19 protein-coding genes are annotated in these 21,405 nt (G+C 66.5%); 14 read left to right on the forward strand and 5 right to left on the reverse strand.

The genetic code is table 11. The features are described from left to right. Positions 1-20 precede the first annotated feature (20 nt). The gene (locus tag HNP55_RS05365) at positions 21-1,700 is read left to right on the forward strand and encodes a SulP family inorganic anion transporter (RefSeq protein ID WP_184296969.1); all 1,680 of its coding nucleotides are present in this window, start codon (positions 21-23) and stop codon (positions 1,698-1,700) included. 15 nt (positions 1,701-1,715) lie between these two features. Here the strand turns inward: HNP55_RS05365 and HNP55_RS05370 are convergent, their stop codons facing one another. The 3 genes from HNP55_RS05370 to HNP55_RS05380 form a co-directional block, all read right to left on the reverse strand. After that, positions 1,716-2,399: a PEP-CTERM sorting domain-containing protein gene (locus HNP55_RS05370; RefSeq protein ID WP_184296971.1), complete on the reverse strand. Its 684-nt coding sequence runs from the start codon at positions 2,397-2,399 to the stop codon at positions 1,716-1,718. A 141-nt stretch (positions 2,400-2,540) separates the two neighbouring features. Continuing rightward, on the reverse strand, positions 2,541-4,538 hold the full coding sequence (locus HNP55_RS05375; protein WP_184296973.1) for a cation:proton antiporter: 1,998 nt from the start codon (positions 4,536-4,538) through the stop codon (positions 2,541-2,543). Continuing rightward, positions 4,535-5,872, reverse strand: coding sequence for a HipA domain-containing protein (locus HNP55_RS05380; protein WP_184296975.1), 1,338 nt, complete (start codon positions 5,870-5,872; stop codon positions 4,535-4,537). Before HNP55_RS05380 ends, HNP55_RS05375 begins: the two co-directional genes overlap by 4 nt. 237 nt (positions 5,873-6,109) lie before the next feature. On the opposite strand from HNP55_RS05380, the gene HNP55_RS05385 reads away from it, so the two are divergent. Both HNP55_RS05385 and HNP55_RS05390 read left to right on the forward strand, forming a co-directional pair. Continuing rightward, positions 6,110-6,250: a hypothetical protein gene (locus tag HNP55_RS05385; protein ID WP_184296977.1), complete on the forward strand. Its 141-nt coding sequence runs from the start codon at positions 6,110-6,112 to the stop codon at positions 6,248-6,250. 16 nt (positions 6,251-6,266) lie between these two features. After that, entirely contained in the window at positions 6,267-7,025 is a 759-nt protein-coding gene (locus tag HNP55_RS05390) for a hypothetical protein (RefSeq protein ID WP_184296979.1), read from the forward strand. Here HNP55_RS05390 and HNP55_RS05395 read toward each other — a convergent pair. Next, entirely contained in the window at positions 7,011-7,559 is a 549-nt protein-coding gene (locus HNP55_RS05395) for a GNAT family N-acetyltransferase (RefSeq protein ID WP_184296981.1), read from the reverse strand. The genes HNP55_RS05390 and HNP55_RS05395 overlap by 15 nt on opposite strands. Before the next feature lie 193 nt (positions 7,560-7,752). On the opposite strand from HNP55_RS05395, the gene HNP55_RS05400 reads away from it, so the two are divergent. The 7 genes from HNP55_RS05400 to HNP55_RS05430 all read left to right on the forward strand — a co-directional run bounded on the left by HNP55_RS05400 (position 7,753) and on the right by HNP55_RS05430 (position 15,879). Beyond that, a complete protein-coding gene (locus HNP55_RS05400) occupies positions 7,753-8,967 on the forward strand; it encodes an efflux RND transporter periplasmic adaptor subunit (RefSeq protein ID WP_246448207.1) in 1,215 nt (404 codons plus the stop codon). Then, entirely contained in the window at positions 8,964-9,686 is a 723-nt protein-coding gene (locus HNP55_RS05405) for an ABC transporter ATP-binding protein (RefSeq protein WP_348648667.1), read from the forward strand. The genes HNP55_RS05400 and HNP55_RS05405 overlap by 4 nt, the downstream gene beginning before the upstream one ends. Next, positions 9,683-10,900, forward strand: a complete 1,218-nt coding sequence (locus tag HNP55_RS05410) for an ABC transporter permease (protein ID WP_246448208.1) — start codon at positions 9,683-9,685, stop codon at positions 10,898-10,900. Before HNP55_RS05405 ends, HNP55_RS05410 begins: the two co-directional genes overlap by 4 nt. A 5-nt stretch (positions 10,901-10,905) precedes the next feature. Then, positions 10,906-11,826 (forward strand): ATP-binding cassette domain-containing protein, encoded by a 921-nt coding sequence (locus HNP55_RS05415; protein ID WP_184296985.1) that lies wholly within the window; start codon positions 10,906-10,908, stop codon positions 11,824-11,826. Further along, positions 11,823-12,596: a hypothetical protein gene (locus HNP55_RS05420; RefSeq protein ID WP_184296987.1), complete on the forward strand. Its 774-nt coding sequence runs from the start codon at positions 11,823-11,825 to the stop codon at positions 12,594-12,596. Before HNP55_RS05415 ends, HNP55_RS05420 begins: the two co-directional genes overlap by 4 nt. 133 nt (positions 12,597-12,729) lie before the next feature. Further along, entirely contained in the window at positions 12,730-14,001 is a 1,272-nt protein-coding gene (locus tag HNP55_RS05425) for a Glu/Leu/Phe/Val family dehydrogenase (protein ID WP_184296989.1), read from the forward strand. Positions 14,002-14,262: 261 nt separating this feature from the next. Beyond that, positions 14,263-15,879, forward strand: coding sequence for an arylsulfatase (locus tag HNP55_RS05430; protein WP_184296991.1), 1,617 nt, complete (start codon positions 14,263-14,265; stop codon positions 15,877-15,879). A gap of 5 nt (positions 15,880-15,884) precedes the next feature. Here the strand turns inward: HNP55_RS05430 and HNP55_RS05435 are convergent, their stop codons facing one another. After that, positions 15,885-18,272 (reverse strand): multiheme c-type cytochrome, encoded by a 2,388-nt coding sequence (locus tag HNP55_RS05435; protein WP_184296993.1) that lies wholly within the window; start codon positions 18,270-18,272, stop codon positions 15,885-15,887. Between the two features lie 55 nt (positions 18,273-18,327). Between HNP55_RS05435 and HNP55_RS05440 the strand changes: the two genes are divergently transcribed. The 4 genes from HNP55_RS05440 to HNP55_RS05455 are packed head-to-tail and all read left to right on the forward strand — an operon-like array spanning position 18,328 to position 21,405. Next, positions 18,328-19,323: an SIS domain-containing protein gene (locus HNP55_RS05440; protein WP_184296995.1), complete on the forward strand. Its 996-nt coding sequence runs from the start codon at positions 18,328-18,330 to the stop codon at positions 19,321-19,323. Next, positions 19,323-19,913 carry a KdsC family phosphatase gene (locus HNP55_RS05445; protein WP_184296997.1) on the forward strand — a complete coding sequence of 197 codons (591 nt, stop codon included), beginning with the start codon at positions 19,323-19,325 and terminating at the stop codon, positions 19,911-19,913. Before HNP55_RS05440 ends, HNP55_RS05445 begins: the two co-directional genes overlap by 1 nt. Continuing rightward, on the forward strand, positions 19,913-20,614 hold the full coding sequence (lptC, locus tag HNP55_RS05450) for an LPS export ABC transporter periplasmic protein LptC (protein ID WP_184296999.1): 702 nt from the start codon (positions 19,913-19,915) through the stop codon (positions 20,612-20,614). The genes HNP55_RS05445 and lptC overlap by 1 nt, the downstream gene beginning before the upstream one ends. Beyond that, positions 20,611-21,405 (forward strand): SDR family oxidoreductase, encoded by a 795-nt coding sequence (locus HNP55_RS05455; RefSeq protein ID WP_184297001.1) that lies wholly within the window; start codon positions 20,611-20,613, stop codon positions 21,403-21,405. Before lptC ends, HNP55_RS05455 begins: the two co-directional genes overlap by 4 nt.

Raw genomic sequence — 21,405 nt, forward strand, 5'->3', positions numbered from 1 at the left:
TTGTGCCGACAATGGCGCCGATGAAGACCCCGCTTGAATCGTTGCAGACGCGCCTGCGCCAACCCCATGTGCGTGAGGATGTGCTGGCCGCCTTTGTCGTCAGCGTGCTTCTGATCCCGCAAAGCCTGGCCTATGCCATGTTGGCCGGCCTGCCGCCGCAGATCGGCCTCTACGCCAGCCTGCTGCCCTTGTTCGCCTATGCCGCCCTGGGCTCCAGCCCGGTGCTGGCCGTGGGGCCGGTGGCCGTGCTGGCCTTGATGATTGCCCAGGCCTTGGGCGGCCTGCCGGCCGGGGTCAGCCCGGCCGAGGGCGCGCTGGTGCTGGCGGCCGAGATGGGCCTGATCCTGCTGCTGGCCGCCGCCCTGCGTCTGGACGCCCTGGCCTCCCTGCTCTCGGTGCCGGTGCTCTACGGGTTCGAGACCGGGGCGACGCTGAGCATCGCCATCAGCCAGCTGCCGGTGCTGATCGGCAGCCCGGCCCAGGGCGTGGATCTGCCATCACTCATCCGGGAATTTTGGGCTCATGGCCTGGTCTGGCAAGACCTGACCCTGGCTTACGGCCTGGGCGCCTGTGCGCTCTTGCTGGCGGGCCGGCGTTGGCTGCCCCCCACCCTGGCGCGGCTGGCACCGCTGGGCTTGCTGCTAGCGGCTATGGGCCTGGCCTGGCTGACCGATGCGCGCTCCCAGGGCGTGACCTTGCTGGGCAGCTTGCCGCCGCTGGATCTGCGGCCCAGCCTGCCGCGCCTGGATGCCGCCCTGTGGCTGGCCCTGCTGCCGCATGCCTTGCTGCTGGCGCTGATGGCCTATGTCAGCAGCCTGGTGGTGGCGGAGTCGCTGGCGCGCAGGCGTGGCGAGCGGGTCAATCCGGCGGCCGAGCTGCGCGGCCTGGGGGCGGCCAATCTCATGGCGGCCTTCAGCGGCGGCATGCCGGTGGGGGGCAGTTTTTCGCGCAGCGTCCTGCTGCAGGACGCGGGCAGTCGCAGCCGTTTGAGCGGTGCTTTTGTGGCGCTCTTCATGGGTCTGGCCATGGTTCTGCTGGCCGCGCCGCTGGCCTGGCTGCCCAAGGCGGTGCTGTCGGCCACCATTCTGGTGGCGGTCTTGTCGGGCCTGAAGTTGCAGCTTTTTGTCGAGGCCTGGCGCTATGCGCGGCCCGAGGCCTTGCTGATGCTGCTGGTCTGCCTGACGGTGCTGGGCGTCAATCTGGCCGTCGGCCTGGGGCTGGGCGTGCTGGGCTCGATCGCCTTGCTCTTGCAGCGCAGCGCCCGCCCGCATGTGGCGCAGATTGGCCGGGTGCCCGGCACCGAGCATTACCGCAATGTGGATCGGCATGCGGTCGAGTGCCAGCCCGATGTGATGGGCTTGCGCATCGACGAGAGCCTGGTCTTCACCAATGCGCGGGGCCTGAGCGATGCGGTGCAAGCCTATCTGCAGACCCAGCCGCAGGTGCGCCGGGTGCTGCTCTTGATGTCGCCGGTGAACAGCATCGACTTCAGCGGCCTGGAGGCCTTGCGCGAGCTGCATGCCGGCCTCATGCAGCAGGGCCGGCGCCTGGACTTGTCCGAGGTCAAGGGCCCGGTGCTGGACCGCCTGCGCGCCAGCGGCTGGCAGCGCTGGTTCGAGGGCCGGGTCTTTCTCAGCCACCACCAGGGCATGGTGGAGGGGGAGCGCCCCTTGCGCGACGACCCCTCGCCGGTGATCTGAGCCCAGCTTGGGTGCTCAGGCCTTGCGGGTCCGGCGGCGCACCAGGGCCATGGCGGCCAGCGCCGTCAGGCCCAGGGCCCAGCTGGCGGGCTCGGGCACCTGGTTGGAGGAGTCGGGCCTTGGCTTGTGCGTGGCGAAGATGAGGTCTTGGGCGTTGGCGCTGTAAAGCCTTTGCACCTGGTAGTCGCTGCTGACGCCGGCCAGGCCGCTCAGCCAAGTGGCGGCCTGGTTGCGCACGGCGCTGCTGCCGCCGGAGTCCAGCAAGAAGTTGCCGCTGCCCAGGCTCAGGCGGTTGCTGGTGTCGTAGAGGATTTCCCAGACGGAGAGCTGGAAGGCCACGCTCTTGGTCTTGCTGTCGATGTCGCCGGCCACGGTGTAGAGCCGGCCCAGCAGATCGGCCTGGCTGTTGCTGAAGCCCCGGGCCGAGCCGTTCGCCACCAGGGCGTAGTCGTAGCTGGTGTTCCAGTTGAAGCCTTGGGAGATTTCGGTGCAGAAGGTCAGGAAGTCCTGCGTGCCGGTACCCAGGTTCGCCCTGCCCTTGAACTGGCCGACCGTAACCGTGTTCGACATGCTGGTGTCGATGTTCTCGGAGCCGAGTGAATAGCCGCTGAGTGTGATGGGGGCGGCTTGTGCGCCGGCGCAGGCGGCCAGCAGGGCGAGGGTGGTGGCGAGGCGAGGGACTGGGCGCTGAACTTTCAAAAGGGGCTCCGGTTGTGCAGATGGCGTGGCCGCAGTTTCCGTGCTGAGCGCTTTCAGGGTTACCCCCTATCGCAGGGGTGGCAGCGCCGCCGCGACCCTTTGCGTGAACTAATGCGCATATTTGGCGCGTTATTGCCGCGCTCAAGCGCGCAGCAGCTTCTCTTCGGCCAGGGCCAAGGCCTCGGGCACGCCCGACAGGACCAGGGTGTCGCCACCCTGCAGCAGTAACTCGTCATCAGCATGCACCACCGCACCATTGGCCCGTCGCACCGACACCACCGAGACGCCGGTGGCATGCAGGGCCAGCTGGCCCAGGGCCTGCTGGGCGTAGGGGCTGGCCGTGGGCAGGGTGACGGAGCGCAGGCGGGCCTGGTGCAGGTCTTCGGAGCTGTCGTCATCGGCGCCGTGGAAGTAGCCGCGCAAGAGTCCGTAACGCGCATCCCGTGCGTCACGGGTCAGGCGGATCACCCGCCGCATCGGCACGCCCACCAGGGCCAGGGCATGGCTGGCCAGCATCAGCGAGCCCTCGATGGCCTCGGGCACGACCTCGGTGGCGCCGGCGGCGCGCAGGCGCTCCAGATCGCTGTCGTCGATGGTGCGCACCACCACCGGCACCTGGGGCGCGTGCGAATGCACCAGGTGCAGGATCTTCAGGGCCGAGGCGGTGTCGGGGTAGCTGACCACCACGGCGCTGGCACGGGCCAGGCCGGCGGCCATCAGGCTTTGCAGCCGGGCGGCATCGCCGAACACCACGCTCTGACCGGCGGCGGCGGCCTGGCGCACGCGGTCGGGGTCCAGGTCCAGGGCCATATAGGGGATGTGATCGCCGTCCAGCAAGCGGGCCAGGTTCTGGCCGCTGCGACCATAGCCGCAGATGATGACGTGGGCGTCGGCCTTGATCGCCTTCTTGGCGATGCTGGTCAGCTGCAGGGATTGCAGCATCCAGTCGCTGGCGGACAGCTTCATCACGATGCGGTTGCTATACATGATGAGGATGGGCGAGGCCAGCATGGACAGCACCATGCTGGCGAGTATGGGGCTGACGTACTGCGTCGGGATCAGCTGGTGCTGGCCGGCCAGGGTCAGCAGCACAAAGCCGAACTCGCCCGCCTGGGCGAGAAACAGGCCGGTGCGCAGCGACACGCCGGTGGGCGCCTTGAAGAGCTTGGCCAGGCCGGTGATGAGGGCGAACTTGGCGGCGATGGGGAAGATGCTCAGCAGCAGCACCAGCGGCCATTGCGCCAGCAGCAGGCGCCAGTCCAGCTTCATGCCTATGGTGATGAAGAACAGGCCCAGCAGCACATCGTGGAAGGGCCGGATATCGGTCTCCACCTGGTGCTTGTACTCGGTCTCGGCGATCAGCATGCCGGCCACAAAAGCGCCCAGGGCCAGGGACAGGCCCGCATGCTCGGTCAGCCAGGCCAGGCCCAGCGTGACCAGAAGCACATTGAGCATGAACAGCTCTTCGCTCTTGTGGCGGGCCAGCAGGGTCAGCCACCAGCGCATCAGCTTCTGCCCGCCCACCAGCAGCAGGGTCAGCAGCAGGCCGGCCTTCAAGGTCGCCCAGGCCAGGGATTGGGCCATCTCGGAGCCGCTGCTGTTCAAGGCCGGGATCATCACCAGCAAGGGCACGACGGCCAGGTCCTGGAACAGCAGCACGCCGATGACGCGTTTGCCATGCTCGCTCTCCAGTTCCAGGCGCTCGGCCATCAGCTTGACCACGATGGCCGTGCTGCTCATGGCCATGGCCGCGCCCAGCACCAGGGCGCCCTTCCAACCCAGATCCCACTCGACGCCAAACCAGGCAAACACATGGTCCAGGGCCCAGTTGCCGAAGATGGCGCCCAGAATCGTCAGCAACACCTGCAGCAGGCCCAGGCCGAAGACCAACTGGCGCATGCTGCGCAGCTTGGGCAGATTGAACTCCAGCCCGATCACAAACATCAGGAAGACCACGCCGAACTCGGCCAGGTAATGCACATCGGCCGTGTCGCCCGACAGCGCCAGGGCATGCGGCCCGATCAGCACCCCCGCAGCAAGATAGCCCAGCATGGGCGGCAATTTGAGGCTGCGGCAGACCACCACGCTCAAAACGGCGGCGATCAGATAGAGCAGGGCAAGGTCCAGGGAGGAGATCATGCGGGAATGGTAGCCGCCATGGCCTTGGCCAGTTTGCGCAAACCCGGGCTGACCGCGCCTTGTTCACTCAGGCGCAGCCAGAACCGGCGTGCCCAGGGCGCGGCCGGACTCTGCAAGGCCCAGGTATCGGGGGCGATGGCCTGGTAGTCCGGCAAGCCGCCCAGGGTCGGATTGGGCCGCCAGCGCATGGGCAGCATGTCGTAGATGGGCGCGAGTGTGAAGCGGCCTCGGGCCAGGTCTTGCAGTTCGACAAAAAAACTCAGATTGCCCGCATGCATATCGGTATTGCCGATCAGGCGTCCGAAGGCCAGCGCCCAGGCGGCCTGCTCGGCCTGGGGCCGGGGCAAGCGCTTCTGGCGCGCCAGCGCGGCGCTGGTGAGGGCCCAGTTTTGATAGGCATCGGCTACAAAACCCTGGTGGACCGCGCCCACCGCCAGCACATGGCGCCGCCCTTGCGCGCCCACGCGGTCAAAGCGTTCGCTCAGCAGATAGCTGCGCAGCGGGCTTTCGATGATTTGTGTGGCCGCCGCCGCAATGCCAGCCTCTTGCAACAGCTGACTGGCCAATTGCTCGGCATGCAGCAGGTCATGCCAGCGCTCGCCAAAAGGCGTGCCGCGGGGTGGGGTGAACTTCACCAGCACCTGCTTGCCCGAGGGCATCTGCGTCAGGAACTTGGGCTGTTCACCGCCCGCCGATGAACCCGCGGGCAGGGTGCGGGCGATGTCCTGGGCCAGTTGATCCAGCGCGGCGGCTTGCAGATTCAGGCGCCTGGGTAATGAGCTTGGGCTTGGGCCCGGACTCGGGCCGCTTGCCAGTTGCTCAGACGCCGCATCGCCCAGCGAGAGGGCACCGCTGGCATTGGGCAGGTGCAGGGCCGCGAACAAGATGTCGGCCAGTCCCCAGCGCTCGGGGTTGCTGTCCAACCCAGCGCCTTGCAACTGCCCGGCCAGCAAGCGGCCCAGAAAACCCTGCGCCTGGACCGGGCTCAAAAACCAGGGCAGGGCTCGGGAGGGTGTGCATTTGATCCAGGGCGATTCGATGTGGAGCAACTGCCCGGCCAGCAGGCTGAGGCGGCCGAACTCCTGGGTCTGGCCGCTGGCCGTGGTCCAGAAAATCTGCTGCTGCGCGGCCCGCCCGTGAATAGAAAGCGGCAAGCCGTAAAGCGTCGATTTGCCACGCCCCAGAGGCAATACCGCAGCGCTCATTTCAGCCAGCAAGCGCGACACGCTGGGCTGGCTTTTCCCCAGCAATTGCTGCATTTGAGCGCTCGATAGCAGCCCCTGGGCGGCCAGCGCCGCCAGGACAATTTGCTGCTCGCGAGAGGTCTCGGCCATGCTGGATTTGAATGAAATATGAATAGAAATTCTATGGCGTGCGAGGCTTGGCGTCATGCCACGGGCGTGAGCTTGCCAACAAGGTCAGAAAAATGAGCGTGCGCATGCCGAATTGGTTAGCGCGAATTGAGGGTTATCTAGATCAGGTTTGCATGGGTCTTGGTGCAATGATTCTTGACCAGGGTCGTCACTCTGGTGATTCGATCCACCACACGCAAGATTGAGAAGCACACACCCATGACGATGAAAGGGACGCGTCGCATGGCGCTGGTTTCCGCGCTGGATTTCACCCCGTCGGGCCATGCTGCCGAGGAGTCGCCAGTTGTGCTGAGCCCGGTCTCTGTTGAAGGCTCGGCAGGTTTGAAGCTTTCTCAATAGATACGAATTTGTCAAAGTGAATATGAAATCCAAGTATCGAATCGCGGCTGCGCCGGTGGGCCTGTTGGTATTGGCAGCACTGGCTTTGCCCTTGCGGAGCCAGGCTGAGGAGCAGCCTATTCAGTTGAATCCGGTGTCCATTCAAGGAGTGTCTGGCACCATCTTGGCGAGCCTGGAGAAGCTGAACAAAGGCAGGCAAGCGTTCGAGCGCTCGGCGCGACGTACCGATGCGATGAGCCTGCGCTGGCAGATACGCCATCGAACTGGCGACGCCAAGGCTGCAGGCCAAACCCGGTTGCAGCTGCAAACCGAGGCGGCGGACTTTGCACTGCCGCTTGCAGACGACGGGACTTTTGTACTGCCTGCCGAAGTGAGCGGTGTGACGAGCGGCCAGATTCTGGCCTCCCACAAACAGCTGCTGATACGCCCTCTCGTCGAAACCCAGGGCAGCAGCCCTGAACAGCGCTATCTGGGGGATTTGCGACTCGAATGCGAGGTGTTCTGGGCCATGGAGAAGGACGAGGTGCCAGCCCTGATGCGCATGGCGTTTTCCATGGCGGGCGGGGCCTGCAACTCGGGCCGAATTGAGATGCCAAGCCTCAGCCCCTTTTTGCTTGAGGCGGCCACCTTGACATATGAGGGGCGGGAGCTGCCATTGCGGCTGGGCAAAACCCTGCGCGACTACCGGGCGCCCCTGCACGACTCGGCCTGGCCAGACAGGGCGCTGGTGAGACTGGTGCCCAAGCCCGCGAAGGCGGAATCAGGGGCGCAGTGATTGGCGCCGTTTGCGTGTTAACAACCAATCTGCGCGGCTCATATCGTGGCGGGCCATGTCCATGTCGTACCAGTGCTCCATGCCCGTGTAATGCATGCCCAGCCGTTCCATCAGCTTGCCCGAGGCCTGGTTTGCGGCCATGCGCACGGCGCACAGCGAGTCGGCCCGCAAGTCCTCGAAGGCGAAGTCGGCCATGCGCTCGGCGGCCTCCGAGGCCAGGCCCTGGTGCCAGCGCTCACGCCGCAGGCGCCAGCCGATTTCCAGCGGGCCGGTCTTGACCCGGCCCAGATGCTGGATGCAGCCCGCGCCGATCAGCTCGCCGGTGGCCAGCTCGATGAAGGCCCACCAGGAATAGCCCCACTCCGCCCAGCGGGCCTTGACCCGCTCGATCATCAGCTGGCTGTCGGCCAGGGTGTCGGGTCTGCCGGTGATGTAGCGCATCACCTCCGGGTCGCTATTGAGCCGGTGCAGGCCTTCGAGGTGGGCGTCCGTCAAGGGCTCCAGGCGCAGGCGAGGGGTGTGGAGAACAACCATGTGCAAGCCTCTCGGCAATGGGTTTGTGAGATTTGACCTTTGATTCTTGCATTGGCTTGCTACAACCCGAGATAGGGCAAGACTTGACCCTCGGTGATTCCACCTAGCCATGACTTTGGGTAGATCGCTCGAGGCACAACGATACTGCGACCCAACTGATTTTGCTTGGGATAGGGAGCTTGCTTTGACTCGTATGAAAAAACGCCTGAGCCTGGGTTTGATCGCATTGGCCGTGCTCGGGGGCGGGGGCTGGTGGGCCAAGCAGCAGGCCGCCCACGCGCCCAAGCCGGCCCAGTTCCGCAGCAGCGAGATCGACGAGGGCGCCATCACCCAGGTGGTGATGGCCAACGGTAACTTGCAGCCGGTGACGGTGGTGACGGTGGGCTCCCAGGTCAGCGGCACGGTGGCCCAGCGCCTGGTGGACTTCAATGACAAGGTCAGCAAGGGTCAGGTCTTGCTACGCCTGGATCCGGCCAATTTCGAGGCCCGCGTGCGTCAGGCCCGTGCCGGCATGCGCTCGGCCGAGGCCCAGGTGGCGTTTGCACGCGGCAACTTCGAGCGCAACGAGGCCCTGGTGGCCAAGGGCTTTCTGTCCCTGCCCCAGCGCGACCAGAGCAAGCGCGAGCTGGATGCGGCCCTGGCCCAGGTGGAGCTCAGCCGCGCCCAGCTGGACGCGGCCCAGACCGATCTGGGCAATAGCGTGATCCGCTCACCGGTGGATGGCGTGGTCATCAAGCGCAGCGTGGACGTGGGCCAGACCGTGGCCGCCAGCTTCCAGACGCCCGAGCTGTTCCTGATCGCCAAAGACCTGCGCCAGATGGTCATCCAGACCAATGTCTCCGAGGCCGATGTGGGCCTGCTGCGCGAAGGCCAGCCGGTGCGCTTTGTGGTGGACGCCTTTCCTAACCGCGAATTCGAAGGCAAGGTGCAGCAGTTCCGGCTGAATGCCACCAACACCCAGGGCGTGGTCACTTACACGGTGATCGTCGATGTGCCCAATGAGGATGGCGAGCTCAAACCCGGTATGACGGCGCAGACCCGCATCGTCGTGGCCCAGCGGCCCAAGGCCTTGCGCCTGGCCACGGCGGCCCTGCGCTTCGTGCCCACGGAAGAAGAGCTGAAGGCTTCGGCTGCGGCAGGGGCGGCCTCGGCCCCGGCGGCGGCTGCATCAGCGGCCTCGGCGCCCGTCAATCGGCCCGACGACGACGGCGTGCTCTCCACCTTGCGCGGCAGCTCGCGCGTCTACAAGGTCTACACGGTGGACAAGGAGCAGCGCCTGACGGCGCATGAGGTCACGGTGGGCATCTCCAATACCAAGTTCACCGAGCTGCTCAGCGGTAATCTGAAGCGCGGCGATGCGGTCATCACCCGCCGCATTCCCAAGGACGGCAGCAAGGACGGCTTGTGAGCGCTGCCAGCCAGAACACCGCCGTGCTGGCCCTGCATGGCATCACCAAGAGCTACCGCACGGGCGATGTCGTGACGCCCGTGCTGCACGGCATCGATCTGAGCGTGCAGCGCGGCGACTACCTGGCCCTGATGGGTTCCAGCGGTTCGGGCAAAAGCACCTTGATGAATCTGATGGGCTTGCTGGACCGCTGCGACGAGGGCCGGCTCTTGCTGCAGGGGCGCGACGTCAGCCAGCTCTCCACGGCCGAGCACGCGGCCCTGCGCAACCGCGAGATCGGCTTTGTGTTCCAGAGCTTCAATCTGCTCAAGCGCATGAGCGTGCTCGACAACGTGGCCCTGCCCCTGATCTACGCGGGCAAGAGCCGCAGCGTGGCGCGGGCGCGGGCGCAAACCCTGCTTACCCAGGTGGGCCTGGGCGAGCTGGCCAAGCGCATGCCCAATCAGCTCAGCGGCGGCCAGCAGCAGCGGGTGGCGATTGCCCGCTCGCTCGCCAATGAAGCGCCGCTGCTCTTGGCCGACGAGCCCACCGGCAATCTGGACACGCAGACCACGGTCGAGGTGCTGGCCATTCTGGAGCGCCTCAACCGCGAGATGGGCCTGACCATCGTGCTGGTCACCCACGAACCCGATGTGGCCTTGCAGGCCAAGCGCCTGGTGCGTCTGAAGGACGGACGGGTGGCGTTTGACGGTGCACCCTCAGAACAGGCTCATCTATGAACGCCGCCCAGATCTTTCTCGAAGCCCTGCGTTCCCTGAACGCCAACCGCCTGCGCAGCGCCCTGACCATGCTGGGCGTGGTCATCGGCATCGCCTCGGTGCTGATGATGTTGAGCGTTGGGGATGGGGTGCGCAACTTCATCGCCAAAGAGCTGTCGGTACTGGGCAGCAATCAGCTCATCGTGCAGCCCGGCACGCCGGTTGACGGCGGCGGTGTGCGCAGGCGCAGCGGCGAGGTGCCGAACCTGACGGTGGATGACGCCCGTGCCCTGGCCAAGCTGCCCTCCTTGAAGGGCGCGGCGCCGGCCTTGCAAGGCTTTTTCCAGCTGCAATACGGCGACAGCAATAGCAACCAGACGGTGCTGGGCGTGACGCCCGCCATGATCAGCCTGCGCAACTGGCGGGTCGAGTCCGGCGTGGCCCTGGACGAGCGCGATGTGCAAGCCGCCAACCGGGTGGTCGTGATCGGCTCCAAGTTGGCGGCCGACCATTACGCCGGCCGCGACCCCCTGGGCCAGGTGCTGCGCATGGATGGTCAGCCCTTCACCATCATCGGCGTGATGGGCGGTTCGGGCCGTACCCTGGACGGCACCGAGCTGGGCGAGCTGGTGCTGGTGCCCATCAGCGCCATGCCGCTGCGCCTGGCGCGGCCCGGCCTGGTGCACTACATCAGCCTGCAGGTCAAGGAGGCCGGCGGCATGGAAGACGCCAAGCTCGATGTGGCCGAGCTGCTGCGCGACCGCCACCGCATCACCGGCGACAAGCTGGACGACTTCGCCATCACCGACCTGGCCAGCATCGCCAAGACCGGCGCGGCCATTGGCACCGGCCTGTCGCTGGGCCTGGGCGTGATCGGCGCCATCTCCTTGCTGGTGGGCGGCATCGGCATCATGAACATCATGCTGGTCAGTGTGAGCGAGCGGGTACGCGAGATCGGCATCCGCATGGCCATAGGCGCCAAGCCGCGCGATGTGCTGTGGCAATTCCTGGGTGAGGCCGTCTTGCTCTGCGTCTTGGGCGGCCTGATCGGCCTCGCCCTGGCGGCGCTGGGCGTGGCCGGCGTCAACGCCACCGGCAAGTTCGAGATGGTGCTGGCCTTCAAGCACATCCTGGTGGCCGTGGGCTTTGCCAGCGCGGTGGGCATCTTCTTTGGTTACTACCCGGCGCGAAGGGCGTCCAGGCTGCTGCCGATTGAGTGTTTGAGGCAGGACTGAATACCATGTTGTTTGAGCTCCAACACGCCAGCAAGTGCTACCAGCGTGGCGCACACAAGGTGCAGGCGCTGCGGGATTTTTCCCTGCGGCTGGATGCGGGCGAGATCCTGGGCCTGCTGGGCCCCAATGGTTCGGGCAAGACCACCTTCGTCAAACTGGCCACCGGGCTTTGCGATGCCGACGCGGGCGAGCTGCGCTGGCGTGGCCACCCCGTCAGCGGCCACCGTCACTTGCGCGAGCTGGGTGTGCTGCTGGAAGGGCGTGGCGCCGGCTACGAGCGCTTGTCTACCTGGGAGAATGCGCGTTACTTCTGCGGCCTGCGCGAGGCGCGCTTCGACGCCGCGCATTTCCAGGCCCTGGCCGAGCTGCTGGAGCTGCCCGATGTGCGCGCCCCGCTGCGCCAGCTCTCCACCGGCAACAAGCTGCGTGCCTCCCTGCTCTGCACCCTGATCCACAAACCCGCCCTGGCCTTGCTGGACGAACCCACGCTGGGCCTGGACCTGCTGGGGGTGGACAAGCTCGAAGCCCTGGTGCGTCACGGTGCGGGCCAGGGCATGGGTTTCGTGATCAGCTCGCATGACCTGCATTTCATTGAGCGCCTGTGCCCCCGCATCGTCTGCATCAGCCGGGGCGAGAAGCTGTACGACGGTTGCAAGAGCGAGTTCCTGCAAGACGGGACGGGCTATGTCCTGCAGCTGCAAGCCGGGCCGCAGGGCGCGCCTGCGCTGCCCGAGGGCCTGGGCGCCTGGCTGCCGCAGGGCGATTTGCTGCAACTGCCGCTGCGCGACCATGCCCAGGCCTGCGCCGCCCTGGCTTGCCTGCAGCCGCAGCTGCCGGCCTGCTTGAGCATGGAGTTACGACCCGTCTCGCTGCGCGACCGTTACCGCAAGCTGGTGGGCGAGCAGGACGAGGAGGGTCAAGCATGAACAAGCTCCAGCGTCTGGGCTGGCATTTCCGCAACGAGTTGTGGCGCGGCCTCTTCATGGCCCGCCGCTACTGGGTCGAGGCCCTGGTTGGCATGGGCATTTTGTTTGGCCTGTTCGGCGGCCTGCTGTTCGCCGTGCTCTCGGTCAGCGGCAAGAGCCTGGCCTCGGGCGAGGTGGACGGCCTGATCCTGGGCTTCGCCCTGTGGATGTTTGCCAATGCCGCTTTTGCCAGCGCGGCCACCGAGGTGGCGGAGGAGACCGAGCAGCGTGGCCTGGAGCAGCTCTGCCTGGCACCCCTGCCCCTGCGAGCCCTGCTGGGCCTGCGCACGGCCCGGCGCGTGCTGGGCGGTGTGTTGCTGCTATTGCTGACCCTGTGGTTGATCGAGCTGCTGACCGCGCAGCGCCTGCAGCTGCACTACCTGCCCACGCTGGGCCTGGCCCTGCTGGCCGCGCCGGCCCTGACGGGGGTGGGCTATGTGCTGGCCGGTCTGCTGCTGATGATCAAGCGCGGGCAGATGCTGGTGGCCGCCGCCTACCCGCTGCTGATCGCCCTGGTGGCGCTGCCGGCCTACCCGGTCAATAGCTGGGCCCTGCTGCCCTATGCCCTGGGAGCGGCCAGCGCCAAGGCCCTGGCGGCCGGCGCCGCCGTGCCGGCCAGCGTCTGGGGCTTGATCGCGCTCAATTCCTGCTTCTATCTGGGCTTGGGCCTGTGGCTTTACCGCGCCCTGGAGGGCCGCGCCAAAAAGCTGGGGGTGCTGGGGCATTTGTGAGCACGGAATTTTTGGGCGATTGGCAAGCTATGCGCAAGCCGCATAGCCGCATGTGCACTCGGCTTGGTACTTTGGGGCTGGATGGGGTCAAGTCTTGATACCGTTCGCCCCATCAAAAGTTACGGAGCATTACATGCCCAATCTGTCCTTCGTTTCGCCGACCCGCAACAGCCCCTGGGGCACGTATTTGTCGCAGATCGACGCGGTGGAGCCCTATCTCGGCAATCTGGCCCGCTGGGTCGAGACCCTGCGCCGCCCCAAGCGCGCGCTGATCGTTGACATCCCCATCGAGCTGGACAACGGCACCATCGCTCACTATGAAGGCTACCGCGTGCAGCACAGCCTGACGCGCGGCCCGGGCAAGGGCGGCGTGCGTTACCACCCCGATGTGACGCTGGAAGAAGTGATGGCCTTGTCGGCCTGGATGACGATCAAGAACGCCGCCGTCAACCTGCCTTACGGCGGCGCCAAGGGCGGCATCCGCCTGGACCCCAAGACCTTGTCGATGAAGGAGCTGGAAAAAGTAACGCGCCGTTACACCAGCGAGATCGGCATCATCATCGGCCCGCAGCAAGACATCCCCGCGCCCGACGTCAACACCAATGGCCAGATCATGGCCTGGATGATGGACACCTACTCGATGAACACCGGTGCCACGTCCACCGGCGTGGTGACGGGCAAGCCCATCGCCTTGGGTGGTTCGTTGGGCCGCGTGCAGGCCACCGGCCGCGGCGTGTTCGTGATCGGCCGTGAAGCCATGCGCCGCCTCAACATCGAGATGGATGGCGCTCGCATCGCCGTGCAAGGTTTCGGTAATGTGGGCTCCATCGCTGCCAAGCTGTTTGCCGCTGCGGGTGCCAAGATCGTGGCCGTGCAAGACCACACCGGCACCATCTTGAACGAGCGTGGTTTTGATATGCAGAACCTGCTGGACCACGTGGCCAAGACCGGCGGCGTGGGCGGCTTCGCGGGCGGCGACCGGATCGCGAATGACGACTTCTGGAAGGTCAAGAGCGACGTTTTGATCCCAGCTGCGCTGGAAGGCCAGATCAGCAAGGAACGCGCCGAAGGCCTGCAGACCCGCCTGGTGCTGGAAGGCGCCAACGGCCCGACCACGCCCGACGGCGACGCCGTGCTGGCCGACCGCGGCATCGTGGTGGTGCCGGACGTGATCGCCAACTCGGGCGGCGTGACCGTGTCCTACTTCGAGTGGGTGCAGGACTTCAGCAGCTTCTTCTGGACCGAGGATGAGATCAATGTCCGCCTGGACAAGATCATCACCGGCGCCTTCAAGCACATCTGGGAGACCAGCGAGCAGCACCGCATCTCGCTGCGCACCGCAGCCTTCGTGGTGGCCTGCACCCGGGTGCTGGAAGCGCGTGAAGAGCGCGGCCTCTACCCATAAATCGGGCTGATTGCTGGCTTGTCTGAAGGGGTCCTGACGGACCCCTTTTTGCTTGCTTCATCCCTAAGCTGCCGTCTTGTTGGCGCCTGGCAGGCTGACTAGACTGGCTCGGCACATGCATGATGAACGTCTCCAGGGCGGGGCCGATCTGGGCCCTGCCCAACCCAGCTCGGGGGAGCAGGGAAATACGGCTGGTTTGGTGTTTTCCAGCGAGTGTGGATCTCGGCGCATCACGATGTGCTCTGCAAGGAGAGAGACAGCATGGAAAAGTTGAGAAGACTGACGCTCGCCTGCCTGGCGGGCGTGACGCTGGCGTTTGTTGCCCAGACTCAGGCCCAGACCGCCGCGCCGGCCGCCAGCAAATCTGCCAAGCAACCCAATATCCTGGTGATCTGGGGTGACGACATCGGCTGGCAGAACGTCAGCGCCTACGGCATGGGCACCATGGGCTACACCACGCCCAATATCGACCGCATCGGCAAGGAGGGGGCGCGCTTCACCGACCACTATGCCCAACCCTCCTGCACCGCGGGCCGCGCGGCCTTCATCACGGGCCAGTACCCGATACGCTCGGGCATGACCACGGTGGGCATGCCGGGCGACAAGCTGGGCCTGCAAGCCGCCTCACCCAGCCTGGGCGAGGTGATGAAGCAGGCTGGCTACCGCACCGGGCATTTCGGCAAGAACCATTTGGGGGACCGCAATGAACACCTGCCTACCGTCCATGGTTTCGAGGAGTTCTTCGGCAATCTCTACCATCTGAATACGCAGGAAGAATCCGAGCAGCGCGACTACCAGGCCTTTGCCAAGCGCTATGCCGGCAACACGGAAGCCTATGACAAGAAGTTCGGCACCCGCGGCGTGCTGCATGCTTTTGCAACGGGCAGCGATGATGCCAATGTCGACCCGCGCTTCGGCCGGGTCGGCAAGCAGAGAATCACCGACACCGGCCCGCTGACGCAGGAGCGCATGAAGGAGTTCGACGAGAAGGAGGTGATTCCCAAGGCCTTGTCCTTCATGAAAAATGCGCAGGGCGAGGGCAAGCCTTTCTTCGTCTGGCTGAACACCTCGCGCATGCATCTGTACACGCGCTTGAACGACAAATGGCGCTATGCCGCCGAGAAGTTCACCAGCGAGGCCGATATGCATGGCAGCGGCATGCTGCAGCATGACCACGACGTCGGCCTGGTGCTGGCCTTCCTCAAGGCCAATGGCCTGGATGAAAACACCATCGTCTGGTACTCGACCGATAACGGCCCCGAGCATTCCTCCTGGCCGCATGGCGCCACGACCCCATTCCGGGGCGAGAAGATGACCACTTACGAGGGCGGCGTGCGGGTGATTTCCATGCTGCGCTGGCCGGGCGTGATCAAGCCCGACTCCGTGCTCAATGGCATCCAGGCCCATCAGGACATGTTCACCACCCTGGCCGCCGCCGCCGGCGTGGGTGATGTGAACGAGCGCATGATGAGGGAGAAGCGCCAGTACATCGACGGCGTCAACAACCTGGCTTACTGGAAGGGCGAGGCGGCCGATTCCTCGCGCGATCACATCTTCCATTACTACGAAAACAAGCTGACCGCGGCGCGCCTGGGCGCGTGGAAGTGGCATTTCTCCACCAAGGAGAATTACTACGACGACGTCAAGCCGCTGACCGTGCCCCGGGTCTTCAATATCCGCATGGACCCCTTCGAGAGCTATGACTCCATCGACTCTTACGGCCATCTGATGCAAAAAGTGTCATGGCAGATCATGCCCATGAAGGAGATGCTCGGAAAGCATGTGAAGTCCTTGATCGACTACCCGCCGGTGCAGGGTAATAACAGCTTTGATATGTCCAATTTCGTGCACGAGGCCTTGAACAAGGCGCCGCAGTAATTGGCTCAGCCGGCCTTCTTCGTCAGCTCGGCGATGAAGGCTTCCAGCTGCGGGTCCGGTGCCTGGCCCGGGCGCCGCAGGCGCTGGGCCCAGACCAGGGCCTTGGCCGGCTCAGCACCCTGGGCATAGAGCAGGGCCAGGGCATAGGCCGGGTCGGGGTCGGCGGGGGCCAGCCGGGCGGCGCTTAGCAAGGCCTGCTCGGCCTGCGCGCGCCGGCCCTGGGCCTGCCGGGCCAGGCCCAGGTTGTAGAAGACGCGGGAGCGTTCGGGCAGCAGCTCGGCGGCGCGGGCCAGGGCCTCGGCGGCCTCGGGCAGGCGCTTTTTCTCCTCGGCCAGCAGCAGACCCAGGTTGTAGTGCAACTCGCCCTGGCGGGGCAGGCGCTGCAGGCCGGCGCGCAGCAAGGCCTCGGCCTGGCTGGGGCGGCCACTGCCGCCGTAGAGGCGGCTGAGGTTGAGGCGGGCGGGCGTGAAGTCCGGGTCCAGGCGCAGTGCGCCCAGGTATTGCTGCTCGGCCAACTCCGTCCGGCCCTGGTTTTCGTGCACCGCGGCCAGATTGAGCCGGGCCCCGGGCATGTCCTGGGCCTGTTCTTGCGCCGCCATGTATTCGGCCAGGGCGGGTTTGAATGTGGCGGGAAGTTGCTCGGCCGGCAGGCTGGACAAGCTGCGCGCCGCGGCCGCGCGCACCGCGCGCAGGGGGTCGCTCAGCAGCGGGGTGAGGATTTGCAGGCGCTGGGCCGGTGGGGCGTTTTCCAGGCTGGTGGCGGCGGCAGCGCGCAGCTCGGGGTCGGCGTCGCGGGCCGCGCTGGCCTTGCTGTCCAGGCCCAGCTCGGCCGCCTGGCGCAGCTCGGCCAGGGCGGTGGCGCGCACGATGGCGGGCTGGCTGAGCTGGCCGGCCAGTTCGGCCAGGGCCGGGCCGGCCTCGGCCGCACCGCTGCGGGCGGCGGCCAGCACCTCGCCGTAATGGGGGGGGCGTTGCTTCTTGCCATACCACTGCTCGATCCGCTCCAGCGCCCATTGCGCCGGCTTGTCCTGGTGGCATTGGTTGCAGGCATTGGGTGTGCCCAGCTTGAGGCTGAGATCGGGGCGGGGGATGCGCAGGCTGTGGTCGGGCCTGGCCTGGATCTGCATATAGGTCTTGGCCGGCATATGGCAGGCCACGCACTGGGCACCGGCCGAGCCGGGCTTGTGGAAGTGGTGGGCCGGGCGCTCGTAATCGCCGGCCGCGCTGGCAAAGCCTGGGGTGCTGGCCTGACTGGCGGGCGCGTGGCATTGCAGGCACAAGGCATTGCCCGCCAGCTTGGGCTTGCCGCTGTGGGCGCTGTGGCAATGGGTGCAGCTGACGCCGCGCTGGTACATCTTGCTCTGCCGGTAGGAGCCGTAGACAAAGACCTCGTCCAATTGCTGGCCGTCCGGGTGATAAAGCCCGGCGCTCAGCAGGCTGGGCTGTACCTGGTCCAGCAGGGGCTGGCCCGGCAGGGGCTGGGCATCGAGCTCGCTACGGCGGGCATGGCAGGCCATGCAGAGTTCGCCGTTCTGGGCGGCACCGGCCTTGCGCAGATCCATGCGAAAGCCCAGTCCTGGCGGGGCCGCCACGCCGGCCTGCTGCGGCTTGCCGGCCCACTCGATATGCTGGCGGCCCGGCCCGTGGCAGGCCTGGCAGCTGACATTGCTCTCGCTCCAGCGCGAGGCAAAGCGGTCGCTGGCCGCGTCGTAGTTCTTGACGTAGTTGGTGGTGTGGCAGCCTATGCACATGGTGTTGGCCGTCTGGTAACGCCCGGTCCAGTGCAGCACATCGCCGGCCGGCGTCTTTTCCTGCGGCTGCAGCTGGAACCAGCGCTGCTGGCGTGTGTCCCAGGCGATCTGCAAGGCCTGCAGCCGGCCGCCGGGCAGCTCAATCAGGTATTGCTGCAGGGGTTCAAAGCCAAAGCTGTACTTGATCTCGAAATCCGCCATGCGTCCATCCGGGCCGTCGGTGCGCACCATGTACTTGCCGTCGCGCCTAAAGAAGCGGCTGGTGATGCCTTGGTGGCTGAAGCTGCGGTCCTTGAAATCCCCGCGCACCGAGGCCGGCGTGGCCTCGGCCATGGCCTTGGCATGGTGAGACTGGCGCCACAGCTCGGCCTGCTGGGCATGGCAGCCCAGGCATTGCTGGTTGTCCACATAGTCGGCATGACCTGGCAGCGCCAAGCCGGGCTCGCTGCTGGCCGTCGCTGGGCGGGCCGTGGACTCGCCCAGGCCGCGCAGCCAGGCCAGGCCGGTGGCCGCAACCAGCAGCAGGAGCAAGGCGGCCAGCAACCAGGGCAGATGGCGGCGCAGCCCTGAGGTTGGCGCGCTGGAGGGCGTGGCCGCAGGGCTTGCCTGCGAGGAGGGGCGAACGCGTTTTGCCTTGCTCATGGGCCGAATGTAGCGCAGGCCTGTGCGTCCGCAGGGTGGCGGATACACTGTCCCGATGAGTTCCCCGCAGCACCCTTCTTTCGACCCGCAGCGTGTGCTGCAGATGGCCCGCCAGACCCTGGAGATCGAGGCCAAGGCCCTGAGCGGCCTGCTGCCGCGCCAGGGCGCTTCCTTTGTCGCCGCCGTGCAGGCAGTGCTGGGCTGCAAGGGCCGTGTGGCCGTGATGGGCATGGGCAAGAGCGGCCATGTGGGCCGCAAGATCGCCGCCACCCTGGCCTCCACCGGCACGCCCGCGCTCTTCGTCCACCCGGCCGAGGCCAGCCATGGCGATCTGGGCATGGTGACCCCCGGTGATGTGGTGCTGGCCCTGTCCAACTCGGGCGAGAGCGACGAGCTCAACGCCGTGCTGCCCGTGCTCAAGCGCCTGGGCGTCACCATCGTGGCCATGACGGGCCGGGCCGAATCCAGCCTGGCCAGGCATGCCCATATCGTGCTGGACAGCTTTGTGGCCGAGGAGGCCTGTCCGCTCAATCTGGCGCCCACCGCCAGCACCACGGCCCAGATGGCCCTGGGCGATGCGCTGGCCGTGGCCTTGCTGGATGCGCGTGGTTTCAAGCCCGAGGACTTTGCCCGCTCCCACCCCGGAGGTGCCCTGGGCCGCAAGCTCTTGACCCATGTGCGCGACCTGATGCGCAGCGGGGCCGAGCTGCCCCGCGTGGCGCCCGAATTGCCCTTCACCGACATGATGCGCGAGATGTCCGCCAAGGCCCTGGGCGTGGCCATCGTGGTCGATGCGCAGGACCGGGTGCAAGGCATCTTCACCGACGGCGATCTGCGCCGCCTGGTCGAGAAGGGCCAGGACCTGCGCGATTTGACCGCCGGCCAGGTGGCCTCCAAAAACCCCCGCACCGTTGCCGCCGAGGCTCTGGCCGTGGACGCCGCCGATCTGATGGAGGCGGCCCGCATCACCGTCGTGCTGGTGGTGGACGAGGCGCAACAGCTGCAAGGCGCCATCACCATCAATGATTTGATGCGCGCCAAGGTGATCTGATGACTGCCGCTTTGCAAGCCGCGCTGCGTTTCCCGCCCGAACTTTTGCTCAAGGCCCAGGGCGCCGGCCTCGGCCTGAAGGCCGCGATCTTCGATGTGGATGGCGTGCTGACCGATGGCCGCATCTATATCAGCGAGCTGGGCGAGAGCTTCAAGGCCTTCTCCACGCTGGACGGCCATGGGCTCAAACTCTTAGATCAAGCGGGTATCACCCCCATCATCATCACCGGCCGTGATTCGCCCGCCGTGCGCCGGCGCGTCGCCGATCTGGGCCTGCGCCATGCCGTCTACGGCGCCAAGGACAAACTGGCCGTGGCCCAGCCCCTGCTGGACAGCCTGGGCCTGGCCTGGGGCGAGGTGGCGGCCATGGGGGATGACTGGCCCGATCTGCCCCTGATGACGCGCGCCGGCTTCGCCTGCGCACCGGCCCAGGCCCATGCCGAGGTCAAGGCCGTGGCCCACCACATCACCCAGGCCGCCGGCGGCCATGGCGCGGCGCGTGAATGCTGCGATCTGATCCTGCAGGCCAGCGGCCGCTACCAGGCCTTGCTGAACAGCCATCTGGACACCCTGGACGGAGGCCGACCCTGATGGGCGCTCCCGCGCCCGCGGGCCTGCAGCCCGCCCGGCCGCGGCTCACGCCCCATGTGGCTCAGCCGCTGAGCTGGCGCATCCAGGCCCTGCTGTCGTCCTATCTGCCGCTGATCCTGATGGCCTTGCTGGCCAGTTTTACCTGGTGGTTGCTGAAGAACACGCCCAAGCCCGATGCGCCCAAGGAGGCCGCGCCGCTGCGCCACGAGTTCGATTACCGCATGCGTAACTTCGATCTGCAGCGGGTCGGGGCCGACGGCAAGCTGCGCGTCCATGTGCAAGGCAGCGAGATGCGCCACTTCCCCGACACCGACACGCTGGAGATCGACGGCATCCGCCTGCGCGCCGTGGCCGCCGACGGCAGCCTGACCCTGGCCAGCGCCGGCCGCGCCCTGGCCAATGGGGATGCCAGCGAGATCCAGTTGCTGGGCGCCGTCCATGTGCAGCGTTTCGATGTGCTGCCCAGCGGCGAGGCCCAGGCCAACCCCAAGCTGGAGATGCGCGGCGAGTTCCTGCATGCCTTCGTCAATACCGAGGTCTTGCGCTCCCATCTGCCCATGCAGATCAGCCATGCCAATGGCCAGATTCAGGCCCAGGGTTTTGAGTACGACAACCTCAGCGGCAAGCTCACATTCAGCGGCCAGACCCGTGCTCAATTCACCCGCGGCCCGATGCGCAGCAAGCCAGCCAATCCGCCATGAGTGCTACACCCTCCAATACGCCCCTGGTCTACATCACCGGCGCCTCCAGCGGCATCGGTCAGGCCCTGGCCCTGCAGTACTACCGCAGCGGCTGGCGCCTGGCCCTGGTGGCGCGGCGCACGGCGGAGCTGCAGGCCTGGGCCCAGGCACAAGGCCTGGCGGCCGAGCGCTACGCCATCTACGGCGCCGATGTCTGCGATGTGGAAGCGATCGCCGGCGCCGGCCAGCGCTGCATCGCGGCCCAGGGCCTGCCCGCTGTGGTGATCGCCAATGCCGGCATCAGCATAGGCATGGACACGGCTATCTTCGACGACCTGGCGGTGATGCAGCGCGTCTACGCCACCAACAATATCGGCCTGGCCGCCACCTTCCAGCCCTTTGTCGCGGCCATGAATGCGCGTGGCAGCGGCAGCCTGGTGGGTGTTGCCAGCGTGGCCGGCATCCGCGGCCTGCCCGGCCATGCGGCCTACTGCTCCAGCAAGGCCGCCGTCATCAGCTATTGTGAAAGCCTGCGCGGTGAATGCCGGCCCTTTGGCGTCAAGGTCGTCACCATCGCCCCGGGCTATATCGACACCCCGCTGACGCGCGAGAACCGCTACAGCATGCCTTTTCTGATGCAGCCCGAGGCCTTTGCGCAGAAGGCTTATCAAGCCATACAGGCCGGCGCCAGCTGGCGCGTCATCCCCTGGCAGATGGGGGTGGTGGCCAAGCTCTTGCGCCTCTTGCCCAATGCCTTGTTCGACCGCGTCTTGAGCGGCCGGCCGCGCAAGCACCGCGCCGGCGGGTCCTGA

The organism is Roseateles oligotrophus (assembly GCF_014204525.1).
GTDB classification, from domain to species: Bacteria; Pseudomonadota; Gammaproteobacteria; order Burkholderiales; family Burkholderiaceae_C; genus Paucibacter_A; species Paucibacter_A oligotrophus_A.

What these genes read in the sequence shown, in the direction of transcription:
- HNP55_RS05410 (WP_246448208.1), top strand. Translation starts at nt 9,683, where the DNA reads ATGAACGCCGCCCAGATCTTTCTCGAAGCCCTGCGTTCCCTGAACGCC.
- HNP55_RS05425 (WP_184296989.1), top strand. Translation starts at nt 12,730, where the DNA reads ATGCCCAATCTGTCCTTCGTTTCGCCGACCCGCAACAGCCCCTGGGGC.
- HNP55_RS05385 (WP_184296977.1), top strand. Translation starts at nt 6,110, where the DNA reads ATGACGATGAAAGGGACGCGTCGCATGGCGCTGGTTTCCGCGCTGGAT.
- HNP55_RS05420 (WP_184296987.1), top strand. Translation starts at nt 11,823, where the DNA reads ATGAACAAGCTCCAGCGTCTGGGCTGGCATTTCCGCAACGAGTTGTGG.
- HNP55_RS05440 (WP_184296995.1), top strand. Translation starts at nt 18,328, where the DNA reads ATGAGTTCCCCGCAGCACCCTTCTTTCGACCCGCAGCGTGTGCTGCAG.
- HNP55_RS05445 (WP_184296997.1), top strand. Translation starts at nt 19,323, where the DNA reads ATGACTGCCGCTTTGCAAGCCGCGCTGCGTTTCCCGCCCGAACTTTTG.
- HNP55_RS05455 (WP_184297001.1), top strand. Translation starts at nt 20,611, where the DNA reads ATGAGTGCTACACCCTCCAATACGCCCCTGGTCTACATCACCGGCGCC.
- HNP55_RS05415 (WP_184296985.1), top strand. Translation starts at nt 10,906, where the DNA reads ATGTTGTTTGAGCTCCAACACGCCAGCAAGTGCTACCAGCGTGGCGCA.
- lptC (WP_184296999.1), top strand. Translation starts at nt 19,913, where the DNA reads ATGGGCGCTCCCGCGCCCGCGGGCCTGCAGCCCGCCCGGCCGCGGCTC.
- HNP55_RS05435 (WP_184296993.1), bottom strand. Translation starts at nt 18,272, where the DNA reads ATGAGCAAGGCAAAACGCGTTCGCCCCTCCTCGCAGGCAAGCCCTGCG.
- HNP55_RS05380 (WP_184296975.1), bottom strand. Translation starts at nt 5,872, where the DNA reads ATGGCCGAGACCTCTCGCGAGCAGCAAATTGTCCTGGCGGCGCTGGCC.
- HNP55_RS05395 (WP_184296981.1), bottom strand. Translation starts at nt 7,559, where the DNA reads ATGGTTGTTCTCCACACCCCTCGCCTGCGCCTGGAGCCCTTGACGGAC.
- HNP55_RS05430 (WP_184296991.1), top strand. Translation starts at nt 14,263, where the DNA reads ATGGAAAAGTTGAGAAGACTGACGCTCGCCTGCCTGGCGGGCGTGACG.
- HNP55_RS05365 (WP_184296969.1), top strand. Translation starts at nt 21, where the DNA reads ATGAAGACCCCGCTTGAATCGTTGCAGACGCGCCTGCGCCAACCCCAT.
- HNP55_RS05375 (WP_184296973.1), bottom strand. Translation starts at nt 4,538, where the DNA reads ATGATCTCCTCCCTGGACCTTGCCCTGCTCTATCTGATCGCCGCCGTT.
- HNP55_RS05400 (WP_246448207.1), top strand. Translation starts at nt 7,753, where the DNA reads ATGAAAAAACGCCTGAGCCTGGGTTTGATCGCATTGGCCGTGCTCGGG.